Source organism: Streptomyces sp. NPDC034085, assembly GCF_055575555.1.
In genome coordinates, this window is sequence record NZ_JBVISL010000015.1 from 84056 (window position 1) to 103425 (window position 19370).

Below are 19370 nucleotides of genomic sequence, written 5' to 3' on the forward strand. Positions count from 1 at the left end.
GGAATGTCAAACACCGGTCAGACGCCTGGATCCGGGTCCTACCGGATGCCGTGCGGACCGCTGCGGGGTGCTGCTCGGTCTTCTGCCGCGCGTGCGGCGACGGGAGGTCAGGTACGCGCCGCCGCCCGCCGGGCGAAGCAGTCGCGCACGTCGCTCTCGTTGTAGTACGTGCGCCCCGCGCGGTTGCGCCGCCGCCAGCGGCCCTCGCTCGCCAGCCGGTAGACGGTGCCCGTCGGCGTCTGCCACAGCTGCGCGATGTCGGCCGCGGTCAGCCAGCGCTCGGTGGCCGCGGCCGCGGGGGCGCCGCCTTCGCGCGCGGAGTCCATGGAGCGGCTGAGCGCGCTCCACTGGTCGCTGGTCCAGCGGTGGGCCGCATCGGCGGCGCAGACGATCGCCGGTGCGTCGGCCCGCGCCCCGGCGCGTACGGCGAGGGTCAGGGCGCCGGAGCAGCCGGACTCGGGGCAGTCGCCGAGGCGGATGCTGCGGGCGGGGTCGGGGAAGGCGGCGCGGCGGCCGGCCCGTACCAGCCGGGCGATCTCCCCGCTGGCCTCGCCGGCCGCGGAGTGGGCGGCGAGCCAGGCGGCGTTGCGCCCCAGGAAGGCGGTGAGCGCGGCGACGGTGCGCGGCGGCGGGGTGAGGCCGCGTTCCTGGGCGACCAGGCCGCTCCAGGAGCCCAGTACGGAGACCATGCGGGCGCGTACGTCGGCGGCGGCCCCGTTGAAGGGCAGCCCGGGCAGTTCCCCGCCGCTGGTGCGCTCGCGCAGGCTGCCGGGAGCCGCGCCGCCCAGGACCCGGCCGCACTCCTCGTACAGGTGCGCGAGCTCCGCGAGGCCCGCGGTGAGGTGCTCCGCGCAGGACCGGCACAGCCGGCTGCCGTCGGTGGTACGCCTGCGGGCCCTGCCGCCGGTGTGGCCGGTGCGGCAGCCCTCCCCCTGGCACAGCGCCGTCACGGCCATGCTCGTTCCCCCCTCGGCTTGCGTCGTGCTCGGCGGTCTCCCCCGCGGCGGTGCGCGGGGCCGGGTTCAGGCGCCCTGGCCGAACCGGAAGCCGACGCCGCGGATCGTGATGATCCAGCCGGCGCCGATCTTGTTGCGCAGCGTGCTCACGTGCGTGTCCACGGTCCGGCGGGACCAGGAGTCGCCCCAGACCTGCTGCATCAGGGTCTTGCGCGGGATGACGGTGTCGGGGTGGGAGGCGAGGAGGTAGAGCATGTCGAACTCCTTGCGCGTGGTCTCGACGGGCTCCCCGTTCAAGGTGACCTCGCGCGTTCCCGCGTCGATCCGCAGCGGCCCGCAGCTGATGGTGGCCGCGGCGGGCCGGGCCGGGCGCGCCCGGCGCATGACCGCTTCCATCCGCGCCATCAGCTCGCGGAAGCCGTACGGCTTGACCAGGTAGTCGTCCGCGCCCGCCTGGAGGCCGAGGACCCGGTCCAGCTCGCTGCCCCGGGCGGTGACCGCTATCACCGGGATCTCGTGGGCCGCGCGGATGCCCCGGCAGACCTCCAGCCCGTCCAGGTCGGGGAGTTCCAGGTCCAGCAGGACGAGGTCGGCGTCGGCGTAGCCGCGCAGGGCCTCGCTGCCGGTGCCGACGATGTCGACCTCGTGTCCGTGGCGGCGCAGGCCGCGTGCGAGGGTCTCGGCCTCCATCGTGCTGCTCTCCACGATGAGGATCCGCCACAGGGCCGACTGCGCCGGCGCGTGCTGTGGCGCCCTGAGACCCTCGGCCGGCAGGAACCCCCCGTTGACTCCCGCGGCGGCTGTGTGAGGTTCCAGTACAGCGATGGTCCGCTGGTTCATCTGCCCCCCTCCCTCAAGCTCGGTTGAGCTAACGTCAACGAAGATACAAACCGCTTCGTCGGTTTGTCAAAGCCCGTAAATCCCGGCAAGGTTAGCGATAAATGGACCAAATCGGGCCACCGGAGGGCAGGACTCGCCGTCAAACAAGCCAAGAACGGGCACGTCAGCGGCGTTCCCATACCAACGGCGCGGTTTAATAATGGAAGGAAACTGATACAGGAGCTATGCGTGATGAAACAAGAACGCGCCGTCCGGACCCGTCATGCACTGATCGAGTCAGCCGCGACCGTGTTCGGACGGCGCGGCTACGCCGAGGCGACGCTGAGCATGATCAGCGTCGGCGCCGGGGTGAGCCCGGGCGCGCTGCACTTCCACTTCGAGAACAAGGCGGCGGTGGCCGCGGCCGTCGAGGCCGCCGGGGCCGCGGCCCTGCGGGCGGCCGCCCGCGAGGTGTACGCGCAGCGGACGTCCGCCCTCCAGGCCCTGGCCGACAGCTCGCAGGCGCTCGCCGGACTGCTCCTGACCGACCCCGTGGCCCGGGCCGGCTTCAGGCTGGGCCGGGAGCCGGCGTACACCTCGTCCTACGCCCTGCCCCGGGAGTGGCACGAGTACGTGCACCGGCTGCTGGCGGAGGCCGCCGAGGAGGGCGCCCTGCTGCCCGGCCTCAACCACCGCAGCGTCGCGGCGACGGTGGTGGCGGCCACCCTCGGCTTCGAGGCCCTCGGCCGCGACGACCCGCAGTGGCTCGCGCCGCGCACCCTGGCGGGCTTCTGGCGGGTGGTCATGCCCTGTCTGGCCGCCCCCGCCACCCTGAGGAGACTCGACACCGCCGGGCGCGGGAGCTGAGCCACGCGGAAGGCCCGCCACCGCGGGACGACGACGGTGGCGGGCCTCTCCCGCCCCGGGGGCCACCCCGGACCGCCCGCAGGCCCGGGCCGCCTCAGACCGACCGCAGGGCCCTGACGGGGTCGCCCGTGTACCGCGTCGCCGGCTCCAGCGCCGCCCGGCTCTCGCGGCCGAGCACCTCGCGCACGTAGCGGCGCGCCGCCGCCGGCTCCGCGCCGGGGCCCAGGACCCGCTCCGCCGCCCGCTCGTCCAGCAGCACGTCGTGCCGGCAGAAGACGGTGACCCCGGACGGGTCGGGCTCCACGGACCACTCGCCCGCGTGCGCCGCCAGCAGCGGGTGGGGCCGGGTCTGCCGGAAGACGATCCGTCCGGCCGCCGGGAAGCACACCCGTACCGCTTCGGTGGGGTGGACGGACCCGTCGTCGGCCAGGTTGAGCAGCCGGGTGCGCTGCACGCCGGGCCGGTCCTCGGCGACCTCGGCCTCCAGGACGTGCGCGACCCGGCCGGGCCAGGACTCCACCCCGTACAGGAACTCGTACACCGGCTCGGCCGGACCCTCGATCCGTACGGACTCCTCGAAGGACATCAGCAGTTCGTCCAGCCGCCGCCAGCGCTCGGCGGCGCCCCGCAGCCCCGCCAGCGCGGCCCGCGCCCCCTCTTCGGCGGACGCCACGGCACGCTCGGCCGCGGCCGCCGGGCCGCCGAGGACGAGTTCCTGCTCCAGGGTCAGCCGCGACCACCCGGGGGCCAGCTCCTCCACGGTCCAGCTGCCGCCGGAGGCGGCGACCGGCTCGTCGGGGCGCTCCTCGCGGAAGACGACGCGCCGCCCGCCGGCGTCCAGACTCCGCCGCACGAGCGAGCGCCGCAGTTCCCCGTCGGCGTCGGCCCACCGGACGTACCGGTCGCAGGCGGCGTCGAAGTCGAGCCGCTCCACGTGGACGGTGTCCGGCAGGAACAGCGGCCACTGGGTGACGTCGGCCACCAGGGTGTACAGGGCTCCGGCGGGCGCGGCCGCGTCGACCGCGTATGACATCCGGTGCACTCGCTCGACAGACATCGGACACCTCTCTCAACGCTTGGCGCAGAGCCTGTCGGCGTCCGCCGGAGTCCGCGTCGAACGGCGCTGGAGTCCCGGACGGCCTCAGACGGCGGCGCGGCTGCCGAGCACGTCGTTGACCAGTTCGAGGAAGAGCCGCGGGGTGTCGGCCAGTTCGAGGATCTCCCCGTCGAGGAGGATGTCGAACTTCCGCTCGACCGAGCCTATGGTCTGCAGGATGGAGAGGCTGTCGTAGCCGAGTTCGATCCAGTACAGGTCCTGGACGTCCTCGGTCAGCTCGACGCAGTCCTCCTCGCCGCCCCAGACCCGCAGGATGCGGGTGAGGTCGGCGAGTTCCAGCCGGGCCGTGGCTTGCATGGTTTGCCTCTCTCCTCGTCCGCCGGCGCAGCGGCTCATACCGGGTCGCCAGGAGCCTGACCGCCCGCCCTGGAGAGTCCCTCACGCCGGGAACGAGCCCCGCTGGAGCCGCCCGCCCTCCCCCTACGCCGCGTACAGGTCGAAGGTGGAGCTGCGGCGCGGTCCCGCGACCACGTCGAGCGCCGGGTCCACCCGCAGCATCGCCTGGTGCAGGCGCTGGAGCTGCTGCGAGGGCTCGACGCCGAGCTCCCCGATCAGCCGGGCCCGGAGCCGGCGGTAGACGTCGAGGGCGGTGGCCTGCCGGCCCGAGCGGTACAGCGCGACCATGGCCTGGGAGTGCAGGCCCTCGTGCTGCGGGTTGCGGGCCATCAGCTCGGTCAGCTCGGCGAGGAGTTCGGTGTGCCGGCCCAGCCGCAGGTCGACGTCGATGCGCCGCTCGGTGGTCACCAGCCGGCTCTCCGCCAGCCGCAGCACCTCGATCTCCAGGATCGGCCCGACGCGTACGTCGACCAGCGCGGGCCCCTGCCACAGGTCCAGCGCCTTGCGCAGCAGGTCGGCGGCGCGCTCGTCGTCACCGTCGTCGAAGGCGTTCTGGCCGGCCGCCACGAGGGCCTCGTACTCGTGGACGTCCACCGACTCCTGCGGGATCTGGAGCAGGTAGCCGCCGTGCCGGGTGGCGAGCACGTCCTTGGCGGTACCGGGGGCACCGGGACCCATCGCCGTACCGAGCCGGCGGCGCAGCTGGAGGATGTACGTCTGGAGCGTGGTGAGCGCGCTCTCGGGAAGCTTCGTCCCCCAGATCTCCTCCATGAGGGTCGGTACGGGCATCACCCGGCCCGGGTAGAGCGCGAGAAGCGCCAGGATCTGACGCGGCTTGCCCGCCGTAGGAACGATCGATGCCCCGTTGACCTCGGCACTCAACGGACCCAGAACCTGAATCTTCACGGTCTCCCGTCTCCCCTCCATATTTCGTCGAGATACTCTCGGTTTTCAGTATTCGACCCGATGACGGTAAGGCAGCCCAGGGCAACATCACCGGGAATTCGAGCCGACATCGAGCGGACCTCCGAAACAGGCGGACAGACGGCGGATTCGAAAGACAGGATTCGATCGGAGACCAAACCCCGTGCTCAGCCCGCTGATGGGGCTCGTCGTCCTGCTTCCGATTCCCGTTCGTGCAAATTAACCCTCAGGTTTATCCCAGCTCTTTCTTAAATCCCCTGACACACCGCACCCGGCGATCGGCGCGCGTCCGTTCAGCCGACCCGGGCGAGCCTCTTGCGGGCCGTCTCCGGAGATTCGACGGAAGTCTCCGGTCCGCTCATGAGGATGGAGCGCTGGAGGCTGCGCAGGGCCGCCGACGGCTCGATGCCGAGCTCGCGCACCAGCGTGGCGCGCAGCCGCTGGTAGACGCTGAGCGCCTCACCGCGGCGCCCCGAGCGGTGCAGGGCGAGCATGAACTGGCCGTGCAGGTTCTCGTGGATGCGGTAGCGGCTGGCCAGCACGGTCAGTTCCGCGAGCAACTCCCGGTGCCGGCCGAGCCGCAGGTCGGCCTCTATGCGCTGGTCGAGCGCGCACAGCCGGGTCTCCTCCAGCCGCCGCGTCTCCATGTCGAGCTGCACGCCGCCGTCGACGTCGGCGAAGGCGGGCCCCGACCACAGCGCCAGCGCCTCGCGCAGCAGCCGTGCGGCGTTGGGGAAGTCCCCCGCGTCCATGGCCCGGTAGCCCATTCCGGCCAGCCGGTCGAATTCGCGCACGTCACTGGTGCCGCCGGCGCTGTTCAGCATGTACCCGCCGGGCAGCGTGACGAGGACGTCCTTGGGCGTGCGCGTCCCGTCGGTCCCCTCCAGCGCGGCGGCGATGAGCCCGCGCAGCTGGAGCACGTACGTCTGGAGCGTGGTGCGCGCACTGCGCGGCGGCTCCGTCCCCCACAGCTCCTCGATGAGCGCGGCCACGGGCACCACCTGGTCCGCGTGCAGGGCGAGGAGGGCCAGGACCTGCCGGGGCTTGGCCGCGGTCGGCGTGATGGAGACCCCGTTCTCCCGCACGGTCAATGCGCCCAGTACATCGATGTCCACGCCGTACTCCCCTGCTTCGTCCATGGATGAGCCCTCGACTTTCGCTGGAATGAGCAAAAAACAGCTGCGCCGGTTTGTCAATACCAAACCGGCTGTACCGTTTTTGTCGGGCCGGCGCCCTCGCGACCTCCTCAAGATGCACTCTGACCTGGTTCTTCAATGGTTCGACGGGAAGTCGAGGACACCCTCGACGCCTCCTGAACGGGCCGGAATCCCTGCGGATCCCACGGCGGAGTGGCTTGAAACCGCCGTTAACCGACCGGATGGTTGGCTCAATCTTGCCCCTGAGCCCGCAAAGCCGACCGCTCCTCCCCGCCCTGGAGCCCTTCCCGGCCTCCTTAGTACGGAACTGGACCACTTCTACAAACCGCTTTAGCGGTTTGCTGAACGTCAACGCAGCTCAGGGAGCACCGGAGCGCCGGAGGAGAGGCGCTGGAGAACGGCTCGAAACCGAGGCGAGGCGGCGCGGCCCGGGCGCCCCGGGCGGCAGGAAGTTCGGGCCACGGCGCAGACGCCGCAAGGGCATGGGGCCCTCCGGCCGGGGCGCGACCCCCGGAGCGGCCGCACCTCGGCCGTTGGCCGGATTGTCGCCGGCCGCCCCGCGCCGACCGCCGGCGGGACAGGAGCGACTCCCCTCGGCGCTTTGCGCGAGCTAAGCACCGGGGATCTCGGGCGGGGCGGCGAGCGGCCGCGCATCACGCCGGGGCGTTCCCCACCCGCCACACCGGGCACCGCCGCCACAGCCCGCATCCGCCAAGGTGGGCCGCCCCCTCCCCGCGGCCCCGGCTCCCCGCCTCCACTCCGCGCCCCTCCGCCGCCCCCGCTCCCCGCCGAGCGTTCCCGTCGGCGGACGGGTTCACCCCCAAAGGTGCAAAGCGAACCGTCTACCGCGAATCGCCGCATCGGCTTCACCGTCTCTTTACCGCTCCGGCTTCGACCGGCTAAAGAATCGCTCTTGACCCGCTGGAGAGTTTCCTGTGGGGTGGCGCAGATTCGACGGGTGCCGAGGGCCGGAGACCAGGGGAAACAGCTGCGGGGAGGATGGCCGGAATCAATTCTTCCGCATATTCCCCTGCCAATGACCGGACTGCCTCTGGATAAAAAACCGGTTGGTATATATTTTTCTCGTCAGTCACGCCTGTTACTGGCCAGCGCTGTCTAGGGGGAACAATGAGCGCGAGCACGTTTCATGTCGAGCGGGCAGCGATCCACGACCCGGGTTGGCGGGCTGCGGTGTCACCCATGGAGCAGAGCGGTTACCGCTTCCCGTCCTTCACCGCCACGGTCCCGAAGGAACTGGTCCACCGCGCGTCCGTCGCCGAGGTCCTGCTGACCGACTGGCAGCGGATCGACGACACCCACTTCTCCGTCACCGCCCAGTGGCCCCGCAGCCACAGCTTCTTCACCCCGGTGGCGGGCGGCTACTACGACCCGCTGATCTGCACGGAAACGATCCGCCAGATCGGCAGCCTGCTGGGCCACGCGGAGTTCGCCGTCCCGTTCGGCCACCACTTCCTGATGTGGGACCTCAGCCTCACCGTGCACCCGGAGCACCTCCAGGTGCGCCAGACCCCGGCGTCCCTCGTCATCGAGGTCACGTGCACGACGGTCAACCGGCGGGCGGGCCGGCTGGCGGGACTCGGCTACGAGGCGGTCGTCCGCCGCGACGGACACGTCGTCGCGACCGGACGCGCCTCCTACACCTGCACCAGCCCTTCCGTCTACAAGCGGGTGCGTCCCGCCCACACGCTCGAGCCCGACCACCGCGCGCTGCCGCTGACGGCTCCCGCCGCACCGCAGAGCGTGGGGCGCCTGTCGCCCACCGACGTGGTCCTCTCCCCGAGCGGCGAGCCCAACCGCTGGCAGCTGCGGGTGGACACCCTCCACCCGGTGCTCTTCGACCACCCGGTCGACCACGTTCCGGGCATGGTGCTCCTGGAAGCCGCCCGGCAGGCGGCCGCGGCCGCCCTGGGGCGTTCCTCCTTCCTGCCGCTGAGCATCGCCGGCGACTTCAAGCGGTACGCCGAGCTCGACATCCCCTGCGTGATCGAGGCCGAGCGGCTCGACCAGGACGTCCCGGGAGCCGAGGAAGCCGTACGCGTGACGGGCCGCCAGGACGGGCAGCTGGTGTACAGCGCCATCGTCACGGCGGCCGCGTACGGCCACTGACCGGGGCGGCGGCCTCAGGGCCGTGCGAAGGCGGACAGATGGTCCGCGGCCCACTCCCGGAAGGAGCCGGCCGGCCTCCCGGCCAGCTCCTCCACCGTGTCCTCGACCCCCGACTTGGCACCGCGGCGCTGCCGCTCGGCACTGCCGAGCAGCGCCTCGACCACGGGCTCGGGGTGGCGTGCGGCCCACATGGCACGCGCCTGCCCCGGTTCCAGCTCCTCGAAACGCAGCGGGCGGCCCAGCAGTTCGGCCAGCTGCGCGGTCTGGCCGGCCGCGGAGACCGCCTGCGGTCCGGTCAGGGTGTACGCCCTGCCCGTGTGCCCGGGCTGCGTCAGCGCACGCACCGCCACCTCCGCGATGTCCCGCGGATCGACGCAGGAGTTCACCGACTCCCCGTACAGGGCCCGTACCACGCCCTCCGAGCGGATGGAGGACGCCCAGGAGAGGGTGTTGGACATGAAGGAACGGGGACGCAGCAGCGTCCACTCCATGCCGGAGCCGCGCAGCAGCTCCTCGTTGTCCCGCTGCCACCGCGTGATCAGGTCATCGGCCCGCTCGTCCGCGACGGCGGCGGCCGAGAGCTTCACCACGTGCCGCACCCCGGCCGACCGCGCGAGCCGCAGGAACCGCGCGTCGTCATCGCGCCCGACCCGGCTGGTCACCAGGAACACGCGGTCCACGCCCTCCAGCGCCCGGGCGAGCGAGGCGGGATCGTCGTAGTCCGCCCGGACGGTCCCGGCCGTCCGGGGCGCGTCCGCCACCCGGGCCGGCTCCCGGGCCATCACCCTGACCGGCAGGTCCGGTCCGAGGCGTTTCAGCAGCTCACGCCCGACCGTGCCGGTGGCGCCCGTCACAAGAATCATCGTCCGTCCTCACTCATTTTCGGTCCTCCGCGCGGCCGCATGGTTGGCGTCGGAGTCACCCGCTGTAAGATACGTACGGGACGGACGGTTTGCATCAGGGCTTCCGACGCTCCGAGAATCCTGTTGAGGGAAGGAGCCAAAGTGGCTGAGCAGGTACGAGCCATCCGCACGCGTCAGGCGATCCTGAGCGCAGCGGCGAAGATCTTCGAGGAGCGGGGCTACCAGGCGTCGACCATCTCCGAAATCCTGACGGTCGCCGGAGTGACGAAGGGAGCCCTGTACTTCCACTTCCAGTCGAAGGAGGACCTGGCTCTCGGGGTCCTCAACGCCCAGAACCAGGATCTCCCGCTCCCGGACCGCGCGTCCAAGCTCCAGGAGATCGTGGACATCGTCATGCTGCACACCTACCGCCTGCAGACGGATCCCATGGTCCGCGCGGGCGTACGGCTGACCATGGACCAGCGCGCCGAGGGGCTCGACCGCAGCGGGCCCTTCCTCAACTGGGCGATCCCCGTCCGCGGACGGCTGGAGAAGGCCCAGGCCCAGGGGGAGCTGCTGCCCCACGTGGACCCCTTCGAGACCGCCGACGTGATCGTCGGCGCCTACGCCGGCATCCAGTCCATGTCCCAGGCGATCACCGACTACGCGGACCTCGTGGTCCGGGTCAGCGCGCTCCTGCGCCACCTGCTGCCCAGCATCGCCCAGTCCTCCGTGCTGGCCTCGCTGCAGATCACCGAGGCGCGGGCGTCGGACGTCTACCACGAAGCCCTGATGCTGGCCCAGGAGCGCGAAGCCGCGGGCGCGGTCAGCTGAACCGTCGCCCATGCCCGTCTCCTGACACCGCCGCCGGTTCGGGCACCCGGGCGCCGTCGCCGAAGTACGCCGGGAGCGCGTCGCCCAGCGCGCCGCCGCCCGGCGACCAGGCGACGTAGCCGTCGGGCCGCACCAGCAGCGCGTCGGGCGCCCCGTCCGGCGCCTCGCGCGCGTGCACCACGCGCAGCATCCCGGCCCACGGCCGGGCCTCTTCCTCGTGGCGGGCCCCTTGTTCCCCGCCGAGCAGCAGCAGCGGGCGGCCGTCCCGCAGCAGCGTGGTGAGCTCTGTCTCCCCCGCCGGGGTGCGGAGCCGGGCGTTCGGCAGGAACCGGCCCTCCCACGGCGACGGCCGGTCCGTGTACGCGGGGAGCACCGTCCCCTGCGCGCTGATCATGTCGCCGAGCCGGCCGCTGCCCCGGTCCGCGGCCAGCAGCGGGGTGAACACCGCGCGCAGCGCGTCGACGTCGTCCCCGTGCCGCATCAGCGCGAGCTGCGCCCGGGTGTTGTCGATGACCCCCTCGGCCGCGGGGCGGCGCTCCAGGCCGTAACTGTCGAGCAGCCGCGGTCCCGCCTCGCCCCGTACCGCCAGCGCCAGCTTCCAGCCCAGGTTCAGGGCGTCCAGCACCCCGGTGCTCAGGCCCTGCCCGCCGATGGGGAAGTGCAGGTGCGCCGCGTCGCCGACGAGGAAGGCGCGTCCCGCGCGGTAGGTCCGGGCCAGCCGCGTGAAGTCGCTGAACCTGCTGATCCAGCGTGCCCCCGTCATCGCGACGTCCCGTCCGGCGATCCGGGAGACCTCGCGGCACAGCTCCTGCGGGGTGGGCGGCCGTTCCCGGCCCTCGTACGCGCCCGCGCAGTCGAGCGTCCGGATGTGTGTCTCGCCCCCGGGCGTGCGCTTGGAGACGATCCAGCCGCGCGGGGTGCGCAGCCAGCCCTGCTCCAGGGCTCCGGGGTCCTCCAGTCTGGCCAGCCCCACCAGGGCGGAGACCGTGGCCGGCGAGGTGTCGGAGCCGATGCCCAGCTGCTCGCGCACGGTGCTGCGGGCCCCGTCGGCGCCGACGAGGTAGGCGACGCGGCAGGCCGCCCGGCCGCCGGGCCCCTCGACGGTGAGCCGTACTCCGTCCTCCTCCTGCGTGATCCCGGTGACGCGGTGCCCGCGTAGGATCCGTGCGCCCGCCGCCCGGGCGCGCGCCTCGAAGAGCCTCTCCAGCCGGGCCTGGGGGCACTTGAGGATGGGGTCGGGCTCCAGCGCGGGCGCGGTGATGACCAGGCCGTGGATCCCGGCGAAGTGGAAGTCGCCCGGCGCCCCCTGCCAGGCGCTGTCGGGCAGGTGCTCGCGCCGGGCGAGGCTCTGTACCGCCCGGGCGTGCAGGGTGGTCGCCTTGGGCCGCTCGGAGACCTCCGCCCGTTCTTCCAGAACCAGCGTGTCCACCCCGTACCCGGCCAGCTCCGCCGCCACCAGCATGCCGACCGGCCCTCCGCCGACCACGGCCACCTGTGCCCGCACCGTTTCCCCCTCCCCTAGACCGGAGAGAAAATATACCGGCTGCCCCGTTCTTTTCAATCGCCCTGCACCGCTTAAGCTCCTCGGATGATCAGCTCATCCCTGCGCCTGGTGCCGGTGACCCCGGAGAACTTCGACGCCGTCACCGCCGTGCGCGTCCGCGCCGACCAGGAACACCTCGTCGAGCCCGTCACGACGTCCCTCGCCGAGGCCTACGTCCACGGCGCGACCGCCTGGCCGCGCGCCATAGTCGACGGCGACGAGGTCGTCGGCTTCGTCATGGCGTTCCTGGACATCGTCTGGAACCCGGCGAAGGACCCCGAGCACCGGCGCTCCGGCGTCTGGCGCCTGAACATCGCCGCCGGTCAGCAGGGCAAGGGCTACGGCCGCTTCGCCGTGGAGGCCGTCGCCGAGGAGATCCGGCGTCGTGGCGGCGAGCGGGTGTACGTCACCTGGCACGACGGCGCGGACAGCCCGGCGCCCTTCTACCTCGGCCTCGGCTTCCGCCCCACCGGCGAGCTGAGCGGCACCCAGCCCGTCGGCGTCCTCGAACTCGCCTGACCCCAGGATCACCACCACCCAACGGCGCCTCCCCCCGACGACAACCCCCCATCGCCCCCTAGCCGAGCACCACCGTGCCGGGTACGCCGCCGGGCGCCGCGCCCGCGGCCGCTCCGGCCCGGAACTGCTGCGGGCTCACCCCCCGCACCCGCTTGAAGGCCGCCGACAGCGCGAACGCGCTCCCGTACCCCACCCTCCGGGCCACCGTCGCCACCGTGGCGTCCGGCTCGCGCAGCAGGTCGGCGGCCAGGGCGATCCGCCAGCCCGTCAGATAGGCCACGGGCGGCTCCCCGACGAGCTCGGTGAAGCGCCGGGCCAGCGCGGCCCGCGACACCCCGGCCCGGCGCGCCAGCTCCGCGACGGTCCACCCGTACGCGGGCTCCCCGTGCAGCAGCCGCAGCGCGGTCCCGACGACCGGGTCGCCCTGGGCCCGGTGCCAGGCCGGCGCCCCCGAGCCGGGAGCGGCGAGCCAGGCCCGCAGCACCCGGATCAGCAGCAGGTCCAGCAGCCGGTCCAGCACGATCTCCTGCCCCGGCTCGTCCCGCGCCACCTCCGAGGCAAGCAGCGTGATCAGAGCGGCGTCGGCCGCCCCCACCGGCCGTACCAGGACCGCCGGCAGCGCCCCCAGCACCCGCCGCCCGATCTCGCTCGGCGCCTGGTAGGTGCCGCTGAGCACCACCGCCGAGCCGGCGTCCTCCCCCGGCACGCCCCAGGTGCGCACCCCGAGCGACATCCGCTCGGTGACGTCCTCGCCCTCCCGCGTGCTGCACCGCTGGTCGGGGCCGATCCTGATGCCCACCGCCGTGTCCGGGGCGTCGGCGAGCGTGTACGGCGCGGGCCCCCGTACGACGGCGACGTCGCCCGGCCCGATCCGCACGGCCTCCCCGTCGTCCGGCAGCAGCCAGGCCGAACCGCGCACCAGCGTCATCACCGACAGCGGGGCCCGGTCCTCCACCCGCATGGCCCAGGGCGGGTCGAAGACGGACTTCATGAGGAAGGCCCCCCGGGCCCTGGGTCCTTCGAGCAGACCGGTCAGCGTGTCCATGCCCTCATCCTCGGACGTCCCAGACCCCGCTCGCGGCCGCTTCGCGCACGTAGTCGGCGAAGTCCCGGGGCGGACGCCCCAGCACCTCCTCCACCCCGTGCACCAGGTGCGCGTTGCGCCCGTCCGAGATGAGCGTGAACAGCTCGGCGAACTCCTCCGACAGGCCGTTCTCCCGCAGCACCGCCCGGTACTCCGCGTCCGAGACGGGCACGTACGCGATGCGGCGCCCGGTGGCCTTCGACAGCTCGGCGGCCACTTCCCCGAAGCCGATCAGCCGCGGCCCGGACAGTTCGTACGTCCGGCCGACGTGCCGGTCGTCGGTGAGCGCGGCCACCACCACGTCGGCGATGTCCCCGGCGTCCACGAAGGGTTCCACCGCCTCCCCCACCGGCAGGGCGATCTCCCCGGCGAGTACGGGCTCCAGGAAGAAGCTCTCGTCGAAGTTCTGGTTGAACCAGCTGGCGCGTACGACGGTCCAGTCGGCCCCCGAGGCCCGCAGCCGGCTCTCGGCGAGCCGGGCCGCCTCCTCCCCGCGCCCGGACAGCAGCACCAGCCGCCGCGCCCCGGCGGCCACGGCCGCCTCGGCGAAGGCGCCGATCCGGTCGGCGGCTCCGGGAAAGGCCAGGTCGGGGTGGTAGGTCACGTACGCGCGGTCTACGCCGTGCAGCGCCGGGCCCCAGGTGTCGGGCCGGTCCCAGTCGAAGGGCGGCTCACCGGCGCGCGAGCCGATCCGCACCGCCCGCCCCTGGCCCTGGAGCCGCTCGGCGACCCGCCGTCCCGTCTTGCCGTTGCCGCCGATGACCAGGGTCGTGGCGCTTCGCGTCCCGTTCGTGTTCTTCGTCATGACACCCAGTCAAGCCGGGCTGGGTGAGACACGACATGGCTCAGACGCTCGCCCGCATGCGCGAGCGTCTACTTCTGCGCGAGGGTGTGCGCGACGAGCGCGTTGGCGTGTCCGTGGCCGATCCCGTGCTCGGTCTTCAGCCAGGAGACGAGCTCCATGTGCCGGGTCAGCGGGGAGGACCGGATGAGGTCGGTCCAGTACGCCACCGGGCGGCCGTACTTCTTCTCGATCGAGGGGAAGTAGCTGGCCGGCCCCTTCACCGACTGCTCGCTCATACCGTGGTTCTCCTTGCTGTGCGGGTCCGGAAACGGGGGCGCGGGGTTCAGCCCGCCACGGGGGCGGCCGCCGGCACGTACGCGTGCACCTGCGCCCCGCTGCTGCCGAGCGCGGTGGTGCCCACCGGCCTCAGGGTCTTCACCGGTGCGTCGTCGCCGAAGAGCCTGCGGCCCCCGCCCTGCACCACCGGCAGGGTCCACAGCCGCAGCTCGTCGAGCAGGTCGTGCGCCAGCAGGGCGTTGACGAGCCGTCCGCTGCCGAAGACGAGCAGGTCGCCGCCGTCCTGCTGCTTGAGAGCGGTGACCTCGGCGGCCAGGTCGCCGGTCAGGAAGGTGGCGTTCCACTCGGGGGTGTCGAGCGTGGAGGTCACGACGTACTTCGGCAGGGCGTTCATCCGCTCGGTCCCGGTGTCGGCGCCCTCGGCGCGCGCCATCCAGGCCGGCGCCATGCCCTCGTAGGTCACACGGCCCAGCAGCAGCGCGTCGGCGGCGGCGAGTTGCTCGTCGGCGAACTTCGCGGCCTCGGAGTTCCAGAACGGCATGGACCAGCTGGGGTCCTCGAAGACGCCGTCGACCGAGACGAAGACGGAGGCGATGACCTTGCGCATGACGTTTCCCCTGACCATGTGTACGGCGTTCACATTCGGACCCTCCGCAGCCTACCCAGAAAAGTGGACGCCGTCCACATCTGCTTCCGCGGCCCGACTCCCGCTCCTCCCAGGGGTAGACCGCTGCCCTTCGGCCAACTCATCGCCGTCCCGCGGAAATCTCGGGGAGCCGCCCGAACCCGGCTTCCCACCTGCACAAATCGGATGCGGGCCGGCCGCCGTGCCCCGTAGGGTCGACTCCCGTGGAACCGCTCACCGAAAAGCACATCCGGTCGTCCTTCGTGAACTGCACCAAGGGTGAGGCGGCGCGCCTGCGCCTGCCCCTCGACTTCGCCGACCTGCCCTGGCAGGACCTGGACTTCCTGGGATGGGTGGACCCCGGGGCCCCGCTGCGGGCGCACCTGGTCGTCCCCCGCCCCGAGGGGCCCGTCGGCATCTCCCTGCGCGTGCCCGCCGCGACCCGCACCAGCGCGGTGAAGTCCAGCCTGTGCCAGATCTGCCTGACCGGGCACGCCTCCTCCGGAGTCACCCTGCTCGCCGCTCCCCTCGCGGGCGCCCGCGGCCGCGAGGGCAACACGGTCGGCACGTACATCTGCGCCGACCTCGCCTGCTCCCTCTACATCCGCGGCAAGCGGCAGCCGAAGCTGCGCGCGGGCCGCCAGGAGGAGTCCCTGACGGTGGACGACCGCCTCGCGCGGATGTGGGCCAACCTGGATTCCTTCACCGCCAGGATCACCGCGGGGGCGGCCGCCTGAGCCGGGCGCGCGGGCCCCGGCACCCCGTTCCGCCTCATGCCCGCGACCACCACGATGTGAGCGGGCGGGCCGTGGAGGAGAGTTGCAGACCAGAAATGTGATCACATGATCGTATGACGAGGACTCTTTACCTGTTCTGCTCCGCCGCCCCGCCCGTCTTCGACGTGGCCCACGTGATCGAGGACGCCCAGGCGCGTGGCTGGGACGTGTGCCTGGGCCTGACCCCGACGGCGGCCCAGTGGGTGTCGGAAAGCCTCGACGGCCTCGCCGCCCTCACCGGCAACCCGGTGCGCTGGCAGTACAAGCTCCCCGGCGAACCGGACGTGTGGCCGGCCGCCGACGCCGTCCTCTTCGCGCCGGCCACCTTCACCTCGGTCAACGCCTGGGCCCTGGGCCTCACCGACCGGTTCACCGTCGGCGTGGCCGCCGAGGCCCTCGGCAAGGGCACCCCGGTGGTCGCCATGCCGTGCACGAACGCCGCCCTCGCCGCGCACCCCCAGTTCGAGCAGTCGCTGGCGGTCCTGCGCGGCGCGGGCGCCGAACTGCTCTTCGGCGAGGGCGGTTTCCTGCCCGGCCCGGCCGGCCCGGACACCCCGCCGCACTTCCCCTGGCAGGTCGCCCTGGACGCCGTGGACCGCGCCGGCACGGTCCCCGCGTAGGGCCCGCGGCTACTCGCCGGTGGCCCCGTCGATGGCCTCGCGCAGCAGGTCGGCGTGCCCGTTGTGCCGGGCGTACTCCTCGATCATGTGCGCCAGGACGTAGTGCAGGGAGTACGCCTGGTCGCCGAAGTGCCCTCGTACGTCGAGGGACTCGGCGGCCGCCACGATGGCCCGCGACCGCTCGCAGGTCTCCTCCCAGATCCGGAACGACTCGGCGGGGTCCGCGTCCTCCACGTGGAACTCCGTCCGCTCCCCGGCGGCGTTCTGCGGGAAGTAGCCGCGTACGTCCTCACCGTTCAGCACGTTGCGGAACCAGCCCCGCTCCACCTCCGCCAGGTGCCTCACCAGTCCCAGCAGGCTCAGCGCGGACGGTGCGACGGCCTTGCGCCGCAGCTGCTCGTCCGTCAGGCCCGCGCACTTCATGCGCAGGGTGTCGCGCTGCCACTGCAGCACGCTGGTCAGGGTGGCCCGTTCGTCCCCGGTCAGTACGGGCGGTGTGCGCTGCTCCAGGTCCATCGTCCGATGATCACAGCACCGCGCGGCCCGCGGCCTCCCTTTCCACATGCCGGACACCCCGGAAGAAACTCCGGACGTCCTCCACGAGCAGCTCCGGCACCTCCATCGCGGGGAAGTGCCCGCCCCTGTCGTAGGAGGTCCAGCGCACGACGCGGTCGGTGCGCGCGGCGACGTGCCGCAGCGGGATGAAGTTGTCCCGGGGGAAGTCGGCGAGCGCCGTCGGGGTGTCGGACACCTCGGGCGGCTGCCCGTAGTAGTCGGCGTGCGCCCGCTCGTAGTAGATGCGGGCGGCCGAACCCGCCGTCCCGGTCAGCCAGTACAGCATCACGTTGGTCAGCATCTGGTCCCGGTCGACCGGGGTCCGCGGGTCGCTCCACTCGGCGAACTTCTCCCCGATCCAGGCGAGCAGCCCGACCGGCGAATCGTTCAGCCCGTACGCGAGGGTCTGCGGCCGGGTCGCCTGGATGTCGGCGTACCCCTGCCGCTCCCGCACCCACACCCGGTAGCGCTCCCAGGAGGCCAGCGTCCGCTCCCGCTCGGCGGGGCTCAGCGCCGCCAGCTCCTCCTCCCCGGGCTCCGCGGTGGCCCCGGCCCCGGGCAGCAGGTTCAGGTGCACCCCGATCACGTTGCCGGGCCGGATCCGCCCCAGCTCCCGGGACACCGCGGCGCCCCAGTCGCCGCCCTGGACCCCGTACGTCCCGTACCCGAGCCGCTCCATCAGCACCCCGAAGGCCCGCGCGACCCGCTTGAACTCCCAGCCGGTGCCGGTGGTCGGCCCGGACAGCCCGAAGCCGGGGATGGCGGGCAGCACCAGGTGGAAGGCGTCGGCGGGATCCCCGCCGTGCGCCCGCGGGTCGGTCAGGGGACCCGCGACCTTCAGGAACTCCACGAACGACCCCGGCCAGCCGTGCGTCATCAGCAGCGGCGTGGCGCCCGGCTCGGGCGAGCGGATGTGCGCGAAGTGCACCCGGGCCCCGTCGATCACGGTGGTGAACTGCGGCCACGCGTTCAGCAGCGCCTCGGCGGACCGCCAGTCGTACTCCTCGCGCCAGTACCGTACGAGTTCCCGCATCTCGCCCAGCGGCATCCCGTACGCCCACCCCACGCCGTCCAGTTCGTCGGGCCACCGCACGCGCCGCAGCCGCTCGTCGAGGTCGTCCAGCTCCTCCTGCGGCACCGCGAGCCGAAACGGCCTCATCTCAAGATCGTCCATGCCGCCACGATGTCACGCCGGGCCGGGCCGGAGCACCTGGGTGTTCTGGCAGGCGGTCAGCAGCCAGCGTCCGTCGTCCTGCCGGGAGACCACGTACAGCGGGGCGCCCTCGCTCCCCTCGCCGGCGCCCTGGTAGCACTGGCGCACCTTGACCGCCGCGACGTCGTCCCGCACGAAGAGCACGTGCGCCACCTCGTAGGTGACCGTGCCGTCCCAGTCCGCCGCCGGCAGCACCCGCCGGGTGAACTCCGCGATCTCCTCGAAGCCGATGAGGACCTTGCCGTGGGCCGTGGTCCAGATCGCGTCCGGGTGGAAGAGCCCGAGGAACTCCTCGGGGTCCTTGTTCTGCTGTGAGCGCTCGACGGTGGCGACGAGGTGGCGGATCGCTTCGAGGTCAGCCGCGTGTCGCGTGGTGTCCTTGTCCATGCGCGCCACCCTCGTCCCTCAAGCGCACTTGAGGTCAAGCCCTCCCGGCGCCGGGCTCACGCCGCGTAGAGGTCGAAGGTGGATCCCCGCTTGGGGCCCGCCACCACGTCCAGGGCCGGATCGACCGTCAGGATCGCCTGGTGCAGCCGCTGCAACTGCGGTGACGGCTCGACGCCCAGCTCCCCGATCAGCCGGCCGCGCAGCCGCCGGTAGACGTCCAGCGCCGCGCCCTGCCTCCCGGACCGGTACAGCGCCACCATCAGCTGGGAGTGCAACCCCTCGTGCTGGGGGTGCCGGGCGGTCAGCTCGGTCAGTTCGGCGAGGAGCTCGGTGTGCCGCCCGAGCCGCAGGTCGATGTCGATCCGCCGCTCCACCGTGACCAGCCTGCTCTCCTCCAGCCGCATGACCTCGATCGCCAGGACCGGCCCGACCCGTACGTCGACCAGCGCGGGCCCCTGCCACTGCGCGAGCCCCGCCCGCAGCAGGGCCGCGGCGCCCTCGTCGTCGCCGCCCTCGAAGGCGGCGAGACCCCGCGCGACGAGGTCTTCGTACGCGTGGACGTCGACGGACTCCCGCGGCACCTGCAACAGGTACCCGCCGTGCCGCGTCGTGAGGACCTCCTTCGCGGCCCCCGGCCGGCCCGGCCCCATGGCCGTGCCCAGCCTGCGGCGCAGCTGGAGGATGTACGTCTGCAGGGTGGTCAGCGCACTGTTGGGCAGCTCATGGCCCCAGATCTCCTCCATGAGGGTGGGCACCGGCAGCACGCGCCCGGGGTGCAGGGCGAGCAGGGCCAGGATCTGCCGCGGCTTGCCCGCCGTCGGCACGATCGACTCCCCGTCGACCTCGGCACTGAGCGGTCCCAGAATCTGAATCCTCACGGTCTCCCCCTCGGCAGTTCGTCGATTCACCTCGATCGAAGCCGAGCCCCCCAGCGGCCCGGCTCCGCCTTCCCGCCCCGCTCCCCCGTGCGCCGCACACCCCGTGCGGC

General features: G+C 72.7%; 22 protein-coding genes. 6 read left to right on the forward strand and 16 right to left on the reverse strand.

Annotated features, from left to right (window positions below):
* Positions 1-107: 107 nt before the first annotated feature.
* Both ACZ501_RS33065 and ACZ501_RS33070 read right to left on the reverse strand, forming a co-directional pair.
* Positions 108-956, reverse strand: coding sequence for a hypothetical protein (locus ACZ501_RS33065; RefSeq protein ID WP_468800275.1), 849 nt, complete (start codon positions 954-956; stop codon positions 108-110).
* A 66-nt stretch (positions 957-1022) separates the two neighbouring features.
* Positions 1023-1796 carry a response regulator transcription factor gene (locus ACZ501_RS33070; protein WP_361599282.1) on the reverse strand — a complete coding sequence of 258 codons (774 nt, stop codon included), beginning with the start codon at positions 1794-1796 and terminating at the stop codon, positions 1023-1025.
* Between the two features lie 231 nt (positions 1797-2027).
* On the opposite strand from ACZ501_RS33070, the gene ACZ501_RS33075 reads away from it, so the two are divergent.
* Complete coding sequence (locus ACZ501_RS33075) at positions 2028-2642, forward strand: ScbR family autoregulator-binding transcription factor (RefSeq protein ID WP_361599279.1); 615 nt, start codon at positions 2028-2030, stop codon at positions 2640-2642.
* Between the two features lie 94 nt (positions 2643-2736).
* Here ACZ501_RS33075 and ACZ501_RS33080 read toward each other — a convergent pair whose 3' ends face one another.
* The 4 genes from ACZ501_RS33080 to ACZ501_RS33095 form a co-directional block, all read right to left on the reverse strand.
* Entirely contained in the window at positions 2737-3699 is a 963-nt protein-coding gene (locus tag ACZ501_RS33080; protein WP_468800276.1) for an SRPBCC family protein, read from the reverse strand.
* An 84-nt stretch (positions 3700-3783) separates the two neighbouring features.
* Positions 3784-4056 carry a phosphopantetheine-binding protein gene (locus ACZ501_RS33085; RefSeq protein WP_361599273.1) on the reverse strand — a complete coding sequence of 91 codons (273 nt, stop codon included), beginning with the start codon at positions 4054-4056 and terminating at the stop codon, positions 3784-3786.
* A 123-nt stretch (positions 4057-4179) separates the two neighbouring features.
* Positions 4180-5001, reverse strand: coding sequence for an AfsR/SARP family transcriptional regulator (locus ACZ501_RS33090; RefSeq protein ID WP_361599270.1), 822 nt, complete (start codon positions 4999-5001; stop codon positions 4180-4182).
* 311 nt (positions 5002-5312) lie between these two features.
* The gene (locus ACZ501_RS33095; RefSeq protein WP_468800289.1) at positions 5313-6134 is read right to left on the reverse strand and encodes an AfsR/SARP family transcriptional regulator; all 822 of its coding nucleotides are present in this window, start codon (positions 6132-6134) and stop codon (positions 5313-5315) included.
* Positions 6135-7376: 1242 nt separating this feature from the next.
* Between ACZ501_RS33095 and ACZ501_RS33100 the strand changes: the two genes are divergently transcribed.
* The gene (locus ACZ501_RS33100) at positions 7377-8303 is read left to right on the forward strand and encodes a ScbA/BarX family gamma-butyrolactone biosynthesis protein (protein ID WP_468800277.1); all 927 of its coding nucleotides are present in this window, start codon (positions 7377-7379) and stop codon (positions 8301-8303) included.
* A gap of 14 nt (positions 8304-8317) precedes the next feature.
* On the opposite strand, the gene ACZ501_RS33105 is transcribed toward ACZ501_RS33100, so the two are convergent.
* Entirely contained in the window at positions 8318-9166 is an 849-nt protein-coding gene (locus ACZ501_RS33105; protein WP_468800278.1) for an SDR family oxidoreductase, read from the reverse strand.
* A 141-nt stretch (positions 9167-9307) separates the two neighbouring features.
* On the opposite strand from ACZ501_RS33105, the gene ACZ501_RS33110 reads away from it, so the two are divergent.
* Positions 9308-9979 (forward strand): ScbR family autoregulator-binding transcription factor, encoded by a 672-nt coding sequence (locus ACZ501_RS33110; RefSeq protein WP_361603477.1) that lies wholly within the window; start codon positions 9308-9310, stop codon positions 9977-9979.
* On the opposite strand, the gene ACZ501_RS33115 is transcribed toward ACZ501_RS33110, so the two are convergent.
* Positions 9972-11483: an FAD-dependent monooxygenase gene (locus tag ACZ501_RS33115; RefSeq protein ID WP_468800279.1), complete on the reverse strand. Its 1512-nt coding sequence runs from the start codon at positions 11481-11483 to the stop codon at positions 9972-9974. The two genes, ACZ501_RS33110 and ACZ501_RS33115, sit on opposite strands and share 8 nt — an antisense overlap.
* 84 nt (positions 11484-11567) lie before the next feature.
* Between ACZ501_RS33115 and ACZ501_RS33120 the strand changes: the two genes are divergently transcribed.
* Positions 11568-12041 carry a GNAT family N-acetyltransferase gene (locus ACZ501_RS33120; protein WP_361603471.1) on the forward strand — a complete coding sequence of 158 codons (474 nt, stop codon included), beginning with the start codon at positions 11568-11570 and terminating at the stop codon, positions 12039-12041.
* 58 nt (positions 12042-12099) lie between these two features.
* On the opposite strand, the gene ACZ501_RS33125 is transcribed toward ACZ501_RS33120, so the two are convergent.
* The 4 genes from ACZ501_RS33125 to ACZ501_RS33140 form a co-directional block, all read right to left on the reverse strand.
* The gene (locus ACZ501_RS33125) at positions 12100-13086 is read right to left on the reverse strand and encodes an AraC family transcriptional regulator (RefSeq protein ID WP_361603468.1); all 987 of its coding nucleotides are present in this window, start codon (positions 13084-13086) and stop codon (positions 12100-12102) included.
* Between the two features lie 4 nt (positions 13087-13090).
* Positions 13091-13930, reverse strand: coding sequence for an NmrA family NAD(P)-binding protein (locus ACZ501_RS33130; protein WP_468800280.1), 840 nt, complete (start codon positions 13928-13930; stop codon positions 13091-13093).
* A gap of 68 nt (positions 13931-13998) precedes the next feature.
* Positions 13999-14205, reverse strand: coding sequence for a DUF4287 domain-containing protein (locus ACZ501_RS33135; protein WP_361603462.1), 207 nt, complete (start codon positions 14203-14205; stop codon positions 13999-14001).
* Positions 14206-14252: 47 nt separating this feature from the next.
* Positions 14253-14846 carry a dihydrofolate reductase family protein gene (locus ACZ501_RS33140; RefSeq protein WP_468800281.1) on the reverse strand — a complete coding sequence of 198 codons (594 nt, stop codon included), beginning with the start codon at positions 14844-14846 and terminating at the stop codon, positions 14253-14255.
* Positions 14847-15055: 209 nt separating this feature from the next.
* Between ACZ501_RS33140 and ACZ501_RS33145 the strand changes: the two genes are divergently transcribed.
* Together ACZ501_RS33145 and ACZ501_RS33150 are read left to right on the forward strand one after the other, a co-directional pair.
* Entirely contained in the window at positions 15056-15568 is a 513-nt protein-coding gene (locus tag ACZ501_RS33145) for an FBP domain-containing protein (RefSeq protein WP_361603456.1), read from the forward strand.
* A 113-nt stretch (positions 15569-15681) separates the two neighbouring features.
* Positions 15682-16227 (forward strand): flavoprotein, encoded by a 546-nt coding sequence (locus ACZ501_RS33150; protein ID WP_468800282.1) that lies wholly within the window; start codon positions 15682-15684, stop codon positions 16225-16227.
* Positions 16228-16236: 9 nt separating this feature from the next.
* Here the strand turns inward: ACZ501_RS33150 and ACZ501_RS33155 are convergent, their stop codons facing one another.
* The 4 genes from ACZ501_RS33155 to ACZ501_RS33170 are packed head-to-tail and all read right to left on the reverse strand — an operon-like array spanning position 16237 to position 19260.
* Positions 16237-16743: a DinB family protein gene (locus ACZ501_RS33155; RefSeq protein WP_361603450.1), complete on the reverse strand. Its 507-nt coding sequence runs from the start codon at positions 16741-16743 to the stop codon at positions 16237-16239.
* Between the two features lie 10 nt (positions 16744-16753).
* Positions 16754-17956, reverse strand: coding sequence for an epoxide hydrolase family protein (locus ACZ501_RS33160; protein WP_361603447.1), 1203 nt, complete (start codon positions 17954-17956; stop codon positions 16754-16756).
* 12 nt (positions 17957-17968) lie between these two features.
* On the reverse strand, positions 17969-18382 hold the full coding sequence (locus ACZ501_RS33165) for an SgcJ/EcaC family oxidoreductase (protein WP_468800283.1): 414 nt from the start codon (positions 18380-18382) through the stop codon (positions 17969-17971).
* Between the two features lie 56 nt (positions 18383-18438).
* Positions 18439-19260 (reverse strand): AfsR/SARP family transcriptional regulator, encoded by an 822-nt coding sequence (locus ACZ501_RS33170; RefSeq protein ID WP_361603441.1) that lies wholly within the window; start codon positions 19258-19260, stop codon positions 18439-18441.
* Positions 19261-19370: the final 110 nt, after the last annotated feature.